6 protein-coding genes and 2 pseudogenes are annotated in these 8,608 nt (G+C 60.1%); 4 read left to right on the top strand and 4 right to left on the bottom strand.

Features of this window, described 5'->3' with window-relative positions; translation table 11 throughout:
- Nucleotides 1-58 precede the first annotated feature (58 nt).
- Nucleotides 59-1,058: pseudogene (locus ACP97_RS15865) on the bottom strand (ISH3 family transposase); the annotation flags it as partial.
- Between the two features lie 185 nt (nucleotides 1,059-1,243).
- Nucleotides 1,244-1,882 (bottom strand): annotated as a pseudogene (locus ACP97_RS15860) (integrase); the annotation flags it as partial.
- A gap of 141 nt (nucleotides 1,883-2,023) precedes the next feature.
- On the opposite strand from ACP97_RS15860, the gene ACP97_RS15855 reads away from it, so the two are divergent.
- Entirely contained in the window at nucleotides 2,024-2,779 is a 756-nt protein-coding gene (locus ACP97_RS15855) for an SDR family NAD(P)-dependent oxidoreductase (protein ID WP_049998812.1), read from the top strand.
- Between the two features lie 101 nt (nucleotides 2,780-2,880).
- Nucleotides 2,881-3,570 carry a sugar phosphate isomerase/epimerase family protein gene (locus ACP97_RS15850; protein WP_049998811.1) on the top strand — a complete coding sequence of 230 codons (690 nt, stop codon included), beginning with the start codon at nucleotides 2,881-2,883 and terminating at the stop codon, nucleotides 3,568-3,570.
- Here ACP97_RS15850 and ACP97_RS15845 read toward each other — a convergent pair.
- Nucleotides 3,567-4,910, bottom strand: a complete 1,344-nt coding sequence (locus ACP97_RS15845; protein ID WP_049998810.1) for a sulfatase-like hydrolase/transferase — start codon at nucleotides 4,908-4,910, stop codon at nucleotides 3,567-3,569. The two genes, ACP97_RS15850 and ACP97_RS15845, sit on opposite strands and share 4 nt — an antisense overlap.
- A 724-nt stretch (nucleotides 4,911-5,634) precedes the next feature.
- Between ACP97_RS15845 and ACP97_RS15840 the strand changes: the two genes are divergently transcribed.
- The gene (locus ACP97_RS15840) at nucleotides 5,635-6,657 is read left to right on the top strand and encodes a hypothetical protein (protein ID WP_049998809.1); all 1,023 of its coding nucleotides are present in this window, start codon (nucleotides 5,635-5,637) and stop codon (nucleotides 6,655-6,657) included.
- Nucleotides 6,658-6,947: 290 nt separating this feature from the next.
- Complete coding sequence (gene tbsP, locus ACP97_RS15835; protein WP_049998808.1) at nucleotides 6,948-7,781, top strand: transcriptional regulator TbsP; 834 nt, start codon at nucleotides 6,948-6,950, stop codon at nucleotides 7,779-7,781.
- Between the two features lie 151 nt (nucleotides 7,782-7,932).
- Here the strand turns inward: tbsP and ACP97_RS15830 are convergent, their stop codons facing one another.
- On the bottom strand, nucleotides 7,933-8,526 hold the full coding sequence (locus ACP97_RS15830) for a hypothetical protein (RefSeq protein ID WP_049998807.1): 594 nt from the start codon (nucleotides 8,524-8,526) through the stop codon (nucleotides 7,933-7,935).
- Nucleotides 8,527-8,608 lie beyond the last annotated feature (82 nt).

The raw sequence follows: 8,608 nt of genomic DNA, 5'->3' as shown, positions 1-8,608 counted from the left end.
CCCACCCCAAAACAAACATCTCATAGCGTTGGCAGATTCAGATGTTGTTAAGGGAAAGCTGTATCACCTGCCATAAGTTTTCGTTGGGGAACCTCCCCACACCGAACGCCAACCGCACGATCGGGGCTTTCGTGGCCGTTACCGCTCGTGCGCTCCGAAACAACCGATAGCTGGATTCGATCGCCGATCGCTTTCGGTAGCAGTGTTCGACCTGTGCAGGCGTGCGATCGTCCAGATCGCACGCCGCGTACCCTCGGACCACTTCACCATGCTTGCCGCGATCGCCGTTCTGATACGAAACTGAAACCGCAAGCGGGAAGCGTAGTTCCCGCTCGCTGTCTTTGTACATCCGGTAGGTCGTCATGTACGATTTGTGCGTCTCGAGTTTCTCTTCGAGCCGGTCGCCTTTCTCGGCGACCGGCACGACTGTCGCAGCAATCTCGCGTGAGCGGCGGATGATGCGCTCGTTGTAGAAGCCGGAATCAGCCAGCAACAGCTCGATTTCGAAGGGATAGGCCTCGACGCGGTCGAGGACGCGCTCGACCGCGTCGGCTTGCTTCTCGTCGCTGCGGACGTACGTCATCGCGAGCGTGATCGGTTTGCCGTTCGAGACGAGGTAGGCGGTGCAGTATCGGTGGCAGGTCGTGGTACCGTCTTTAGGGCTCATTCGACAAAGTTCGCCTATCTCGTCGCTGTAGGTCCCGTGATAGGGGTTATCGACGAAATCGATGGAGACGATCCTCGACCGCTCAGGGTCGAGGATCGTCATGGCCAACTGCATGAACAGCAGGTTAGCGGCGAATTCGAGCCAGCCTCGATCAAGCGTATGGAGCCAGTCGAAGACAGTATCGTCGCAGGGAGCCTCGTGGTTCTCGGCACAAACCTCTCGAACGGAGCTCTGATTGGTGCTGGCAAGGATAACGACGGACCAGATGTCGCCAGGATCGAGGGGGCGAGCCCTCGATCCCTGGCAGGGGAAGCTCTCCGATCACATCCGCCGCTACACCTTTGACGTCCCACGCTGAAAGGAATCCGTCTGGTTGGGGTAGCTGTAGCACATTCACTCAACCAGACATCTGCTCCAATCAGACCGATGCTTTAGCTCCGCTTCTCAACCCGATTGGGAACTACCGACAATGGATCTTCCAATGGCGACGCTACGTTCCACACACTGTTCTGCAGATGGGATGGATAAACCTACTCCTAATTCATGGACTAATCCAGAGAGTGACCTATGCCCATTTCACTTGCTGCTGGATCCACTTTGCTGATCTGCCTCTTCAAACGCGTTGGTCATCTGGTCAGCGAGATCGCCAGCTTCGATATGCGAGTAGTGCTCACGAACGATCTCCTCGGAGTTATCGAGTGCACGGGCGGCGGCCGCATGCCCTGATGTGTGCACGAGAACCTCGCCAGCACCACGCCGGGCACCGTGAGGCATGAGATACTCCTCGTCGTTATCGAGTTCGATAGCTGCCTCCTCACAGAGGCACTTGAGCACGTGCCGTCCTGCATCGGTCGTTATCGACGGCGGTTCGAGTCGTACTCAACACAGACCTCGATTAACGAACGGTCGGTGCGCATCTCCTCGATCTCCATGTCGGTATATCCACGACTGTCCAACTCGTCTCTCACCCGCTGAGAGAGCAGCGTCGGGCGATGTAATGAGGGAAACACCGGCCAGCTTTCGTTCGGTGCGTCAAGGACTTTCTGGTACATTTGTAGCGGATGAATCACCGGCTTGGGGGAAGTTTCGGTCGTCGAGGCGCTGCTTTTTGGCGAAGACCGTCGCATAGCGATCTTCGAGGTGGACGTCTTCCCATCGAAGCCCTTGCCGACGCTCACCACTCCGATCACGAAGAATCTCCGCACCTCGCACAGATCGCCACGCGAACAAACGTACTGGTCCGCGAGAACAGTCCTGACCGCGAGGTCAAAGAGCGCGTGCTCTCGGTACGCTCTGGCGGGCAGACCCCCCGGGCTGGGGAATAGGTTCATTCGTTCAGCGGGAGTGTTCCGACCAATGGAGGATTCGATCGATTATCTCGACGGGACGGTGGCGCTCGTTACGGGTGCTTCCTCAGGCATTGGCGCGGCGACGGCCAGAACGCTCGCGGCGGCGGGAGCCAGCGTTGCGCTCGCCGCCCGCCGGACAGACCGCCTGTACGTGCTCGAAGAGCGAATCGAGAGCGACGGCGGCGAGGCGTTATCGATACCCACGGACGTCACCGACGAGGCGGCTATCGAGGAGATGGTCGAGAAAACGACCGCGACGTTCGGGCGGCTCGATGCGCTCGTCAACAGTGCTGGGGTGATGCTACTCGCGCCGGTCGCCCGCGCCGACCCCAACGACTGGCGGCGGATGGTCGGGGTCAACTTGCTCGGGACGATGAACGCCACGCGCGCGGCTCTCCCCGCGCTTCGTGAGGGAGATGGCGGCCATGTCGTCGCCCTCTCCTCGGACGCCACGAAGGATCCGGGCGCGAGTTTCGGCGCGTATGCGGCCACGAAAGCGGGCGTGGCAGCGTTTTCCGAGTCGCTCCGTGCGGAAGTCGCCGACGACGGGGTTCGCGTGACGCTCCTCGAACCGGGTGCGACCGACACCGAACTCCCCGAACACGTCCCGGACGAAGAAACGAAGGCGGACGTCGAGGCGCTGGTAGAGTCCATGCGAACGCTCGAAAGCGAGGATGTCGCCGCAGCCATTCGGTATGCGCTCGCACAACCGCCTCACGTGAACGTGGAGGAGCTGGTCGTCCGACCGACCGACGCCGGGTAGCGGTGGCCCCGGCGGAAAGCTACTGTTAATCCGGAAACTGTAAAGTAGCCCTTTCACATGCAGGTGGTCACGATAGGTCGCTGGGTGGTCGAGTTGGGGCAATGTTGGTCGCCGGCAAATGCCCACCGGAATCGGACGCGCTCGCCGCCGCGGCCGACCGAGGGTTCGAGGCGGTGGAACTGTATCTCGAACGGGATCACCTCGAATCCGTCGATGAGACCGTCGAGACCGTCGCCGACGGTGACGTGCAGGTGGTGTCGGCGCACACGCCGCACGTCCCGCTCGAAGAGCACGAGTACCTCCATCGGACCGACCGCCTCGCGGCGGCGTTCGATGCGTACGTCGTCTTCCACTCGTGCTACATCAACCACGTCGACACGCCGGATCTCGAAGCGCTCGACCTGCAATCGCCGTACGGCTACGAGAACAAGACCGGCGTGAGCGCCCGTCACCTCAGATATATGGTCCTGCGGCCGGGTCACGACCTCGTCCTTGACGTCGCCCACCTGTTCATGGCCGAACGCGACTATCTGGACGAACTCGAAGGACTCCTCCAGACATACGGCGACCAGACCGAACTGGTCCATGTCTGTGATTCGACGCCCACCCAGGACGGACTGGCGTTCGGCGAGGGCGATATCGACCTCGTGGCGACCGCGCGGCTGCTCGACCGCCAGTTCGAGGGCACAGTCGTGCTCGAAGTCATGCCCGACCACCAGCGAGCCGCGCTCGAAGCATTCGCCGAGGCCCAGCCCGACGAGCTCTCACGGATGGTGGCCGTCGGCGACTAGGCGTAGCCGAGCTGTTCGAGCTGCCGGCGCGTCGCTTCCGAAACCCCGCGCTCGGAGCGCGCGTCGCGCCGGTCGATCTCCGCGCGGCGTTCGGCGAGTCGCTCTTGGAGCGCGCTCTCGTCGGCGTCGCCGGCGACGCGGAAGCCATCGGTCGTCTCATAGCCGTACGACGAGCCGGCCGCAATGCCGAACAACTCCTCGTCGAATCGGGTCGGGTCGTAGCCGAGCCGCTCGATCTTCTCTCGATTACGGGGGTTCGGCCCGAGATACTCCACGAGACACTCCCGCGGGGTCGGATCGGCGGTGACGGTCGGGTCACTCGCGTCGAGCAGTCCGTTCCCCCACGACTCGCCCTCGATACCCGTGAGATTGAGCAGCGTCCGGTGGACATCGAGCAGGCTGACCGGCTCGGTGCGGGTCGCGTCGTCGATTCCCTCCCCCGAAATCACGCACGGGACATGTGTGAGTTCGGGATACACACCATAGGAGTGCTGCCAGACATCGTGCTCGCCGAACAGTTCGCCGTGGTCGGAGAGCGTGACGACCACGTCGAAGTCGGCCAGCAGCTCGGCGTGCATCTTCCGATACACGTCCGAGAGATAGCGCACGCTGTCGTCGTAGGCCTGCTTGAGCACGGAAGAACCGGTATCGGGACCATCGCCGGCAGTCGCGACTAAGCCGTTGTACTCGGTCGCCGTCTCGTACGGTTCGTCGGTCTCGGCGGTCCGGTAGCTCTCGGGTGGCGTATGCGGCATGTGCGCGTCCATCAGATTGACGAACAGGAACTCGCGGTCGCCGAACTCCGTCCGTCGAACGTAATCAAGCGCTTCCTGTGTTTCGTGGCCCGGCGGCTCATCGACGCGATCGAGCGCGACGCGCGCCCCGCGTGCGAGCGATGGCCACGTCTCGTAGGGTTCAGTAAGACAGTCCCAGCCTGCCTGTGCGTAGGCGGCCGGTCCCTGCTGCTCGTCGGCGAATACCTCCCAGTCGAAGACGTCGCCCGAGAGCGCACGGAATTTCCACGTACCGGTGTACTCGTCGAACCCGCGGTCGAAGCCGAACGGTCTGGCGAGGATGATGTTGCTGGCGAACGCATGCGTCGTGTAGCCGGTCTCGCTGAGCTGTTCCGCGATCACGGGTTCCGGGCAGTCGAGCGCTTGGTTGTCGACGTGAACGCCGAGCTCGCTCGGGTACTTCCCGGCGAACAACGAGGCGTGAACGGGGACGGTCCAGTGACTCGTCGCCCATGCGTTCGTGAATCGAATCCCCGGCAGCCAGTCGAACTGTTCGCGGAAGGCATCAAAACGCAGCGTGTCCATCACGACGAGTGCGACGTTCATTGACGGCGCTACCCGCGGGGTGCGTATTATTGTTCGCCGGGCGAGAGCCGGCAGCGGAGGACAAACGGTTTGGTGACCTGGTAGCGAGAGGGGCACTGCTCGACAAAACTAGGGATCTGCCTGCCGCGCAACGTCGTGGTCAGTCACGGCATGCCCCACAGGCGACCGAGGCCATCGCCGAACTCCACACCGGTTGCCCGATTGATATGGTTAGCCTCCCCCTGCCGAGTGTGTCATCGCCAACACCGGATCATTGACGTGTCGTCTGAAGTCCGGCAGATGAACATCTCATGTGCGACAGATACCGAAACCAACTTCGGCAGCCTAAATTTCACAGATAACTGTGCATGACGAATCTAGCTAGCCGACCTCTGTATAACTGGTTGGGAGCTATCCACGCTGAGGACCGCAGTCCGGACCTCTAAAGAGTGCTGTCACACGCTTTCTTTCCCTCTCATGATACAGACAGTCAAACGGATACTCTCACGCTCGACACAGGAGCACGTCGTCGAGTGCCGCAACTGTGGAGCGAACGTCGAACCGGAGACCGATTCGTGCCCACTCTGCGACTCGGCTGAGATCGCATACTACGAGATCAGCCCCTGAACAGAGTAGCTTCTCTCTTTCTCTCCGAGAGCGGGGAGTCTCCAGATCGACGGTCGATGGACTCGGAATCCGGCGTGTAGCCCACGGTTCTTTAGACCGTGAGTCTCTGAGTCGGAGTATGGCGATTCCGTTCGGTGCAACGTGGGAAACACTCTGCGAGCGGTGTGAGCAACTCTCTGACGAAGCGACGCTTATCACACCGCTGGCTTCGAAGCGGTTCCGGATCACCGACGTACAGAACCAGCGCATCGTCATCGAGGACGTTGATTCGAGCGATTCCCAACCCCTGCAACGCGAGCAGTTCGAATCGCTCGCCGAACACGCACGCGACGCGAGCGATGGCTACGAACTCGAACGTCTTCCACCGAAAGCCGAACCGTACGCGGCGGTGCTCGCTCTCCACCCGCGCTACGTGCTCAACGAGCGCGAGGGCACGCTGACCGAACTCGCCGAGGCCGACGAGAGCGCCGTGCTGGACGATGCACCGCACTTGTCGATGAACGCGGGCGCGGACATGAGTAATGAACAGGACCGAGAGCGTGAGGAGCCGGACATCGATGTCTACTCGGATATGCTCTTGCTGATCGATGTGCTCGAACGCGAGGACATGAGCGCACTCGAAAGCGTCGAGACGCCCGTGCTGGTCAACCTCTACACGTTGTTGTCGGATGTTCAGCGCAACGCGAACGACCTGCGCAAGGACGTGACTGACGTCCTCTTAGAGCGCGTCGGGCACGACCGACCGATGCACGGCCAGTACGGGTCGGTCCAGCGAACGACGCGCCGGAACCGCTCGCTCAAAGATGATCGAGAAGTGCTCGAAGCGTTCGCGAAGACTGGCATCGGCCGCGAGCAACTACTGGGTGTCGACCGCTCGAAAGTCGAGGAAGCGCTGGATGTCGTCCCCGTTTCCGAATCCGACGTGTACGACGTGAGTGAGAGTGAGTACGTCCGGAAAGCGGAGGTCGACGAAGGGCGCAAGGAAACACGCTTACAGGGGCTGAAAGACCGACTGGCAGTCAGCGGCGATCCCGAGGCAGATGTCCTCCGCCAAGAAGTCGAACGCTTAGAGCAGGAAATAGAGGAGCTAACCGAGTTTTCGCCAGCGAGTTCGTTTGAGACACAGCCAGAACAAGGGTAAGACGAGGAGACGGCTGATTTCGAATTTCGGCGGTTGGATTCCACCTTCGTGTGATGGTTGCCTTATGTAACTCTCGGTGATCTTGTGCGCTCTCGGTTGTTACATAAGGAGGCATCAGTGGCTAATCTGGCTGTTTGGGAGGCTTGATTTCTGGCTTTTCGAGGGCAAGCGGAGAAGTAAGTGACTTCCCGAACACAGTTGAGTGTGTTTCTCTACCATATTCCTTCGTGGTGACTAAATTTTAATACAACTAAAAGGTTGATATGGGCTCAAGGGCTACTTTTCGCTGTATGACGCTCAGTTCGCACCGAGTGAAGACCTCAATGAGTGAGAGCCTTTGCGAGATCCTCGATGGGGAAGGTGGAGAGGTGCTTGCAGTGGGTTTCGATGAAGAATCGACGCGGGGACTCGTCGATGTGCTCGCGGAGAGCGAGGATCCGCCAGAAGTGCGCTTGCTCGCCCGGGAAGACGTGTTGAAATGGATCCGGGAGGATTTCGTGCTGGCGAGCAAAGCTGCGGAGTTGATCGAAGTGGACACTCTCGAAGTGAGAGCAGCGAGTGAGTACTTAGAGAGCACGCTGTTGGTAACCACCGAAGCGGTAGTCTCGCTCGTCAAGCCGGGCGACGAGCATACTGCTTCGCTCGTCACTACTGACGAGGAGTTCGTCGAGGCGGCTCGCGAGCGCTGGAGCGGTCTCTGGGACAACGGTGAAGGACTCGATCTACGGACACCAGCGCGCTCGCGCGTGTTAGAATCGCTTGCTGATGAGTTCGGTTCGGAGGTCGAGTCGGACTTTCGGACGGTACTGGACTCACCTGGGAGTATGCGTGACGAAGGCGACGTCGATGAGGTGGCGGCGGGCTTGCTCGTGGCGGCGAAACACGAGCAACTCTTGTACGATATCTCGAAGTGGGGCGAGGATGTAGGCGTCGCGAGCAAGGCGACGTTCTCACGGACGAAAACCAGCCTCGAAGAGCAGGGGTTGATCGAGACGGAGAAAGTGCCGATTGATGTCGGGCGTCCACGACTGCGGTTAGTGCTGGGTGACGAACGCCTCCGTGAGGCGGAAGTTGAGGAACTGGCGAGTGTTGTTCGTGGGATGCTCTCGGCGGTTCCGGCCTAATCGGGGCAAGGACCGAGAGGGACTATTCGAGAGTGGGGAGGATGTAGACGTCGTTGTTAGCGTGACGCTTGCGTTGATGGCATGCCGTGACCACTTGAAGAGAGCAATCGTTGAGGGCGAACGCGGAATTTGATAAGATGGGCTGTGGTTACTATTCCTGAGAGTCGCTATCCCATTTGAGAGATTCAGGCACTGCGTTTGAGAGAGCGAATGCCGACTCGTTGGCATGGACAGCAATGTTTTCGTACGCTTGTTGGATGTGCTTTTGTTTCGAGCCTGGGTAGTCCGACTTGAGTGATTTCACTTCTTCGAGAAGGTAATCAAGTTCGTCTTCGGCGTCGATAATGGTGGCCGATAGCCCGAGAATTTTGATATGCTTGGCTGCTGCGCGCCGAACGCGGCCGTCGTCATCGGTGAGTGCTTCGAGATACAGCTCTCGAAGTCGCTGTCGATGTGACGCAGTTTCCTCGGTCGTGTGCTCACCCGGAAGCGCATCGTCAGTAAACTCCGCGCCAACTGTTCGGAGTGCCAATCGTGGATACAGTTCGGCTGCAAAGCGAATTGCGGATTGACGTTGGTACCCGTTCCCGTCTGCATATAGTTCTCGGCAGATCTCGAACGCTTCATCGAACAGTTCCGCTTGTTCTTCGGGCTCCATCTGGTCAAGTTCATCGATTGCGCGATTCGCCTGCTTGGTGTCACCGGACCAGAGAGCCTCGGAGAATGCCGCTGGTGTGCGATCCATACGCAGGGGTTCGCGACACAGCCGCGTAACTCCTCGGGATGGTTGTATTGGCAGCCCGTGGTAGCTGTACGTTTGCGGTGAC

Origin of the sequence: Halococcus sediminicola (assembly GCF_000755245.1) — an archaeon.
GTDB classification, from domain to species: domain Archaea; phylum Halobacteriota; class Halobacteria; order Halobacteriales; family Halococcaceae; genus Halococcus; species Halococcus sediminicola.
The sequence above is the reverse complement of the archived record's forward strand: the minus strand, read 5'-3'. Positions and strand labels throughout refer to the sequence as shown.

Excerpts from the sequence above, each read along its gene's own strand:
- ACP97_RS15830 (WP_049998807.1), bottom strand. The coding sequence starts at position 8,526 with ATGGATCGCACACCAGCGGCATTCTCCGAGGCTCTCTGGTCCGGTGAC.
- ACP97_RS15855 (WP_049998812.1), top strand. The coding sequence starts at position 2,024 with ATGGAGGATTCGATCGATTATCTCGACGGGACGGTGGCGCTCGTTACG.
- ACP97_RS15850 (WP_049998811.1), top strand. The coding sequence starts at position 2,881 with ATGTTGGTCGCCGGCAAATGCCCACCGGAATCGGACGCGCTCGCCGCC.
- tbsP (WP_049998808.1), top strand. The coding sequence starts at position 6,948 with ATGACGCTCAGTTCGCACCGAGTGAAGACCTCAATGAGTGAGAGCCTT.
- ACP97_RS15840 (WP_049998809.1), top strand. The coding sequence starts at position 5,635 with ATGGCGATTCCGTTCGGTGCAACGTGGGAAACACTCTGCGAGCGGTGT.
- ACP97_RS15845 (WP_049998810.1), bottom strand. The coding sequence starts at position 4,910 with ATGAACGTCGCACTCGTCGTGATGGACACGCTGCGTTTTGATGCCTTC.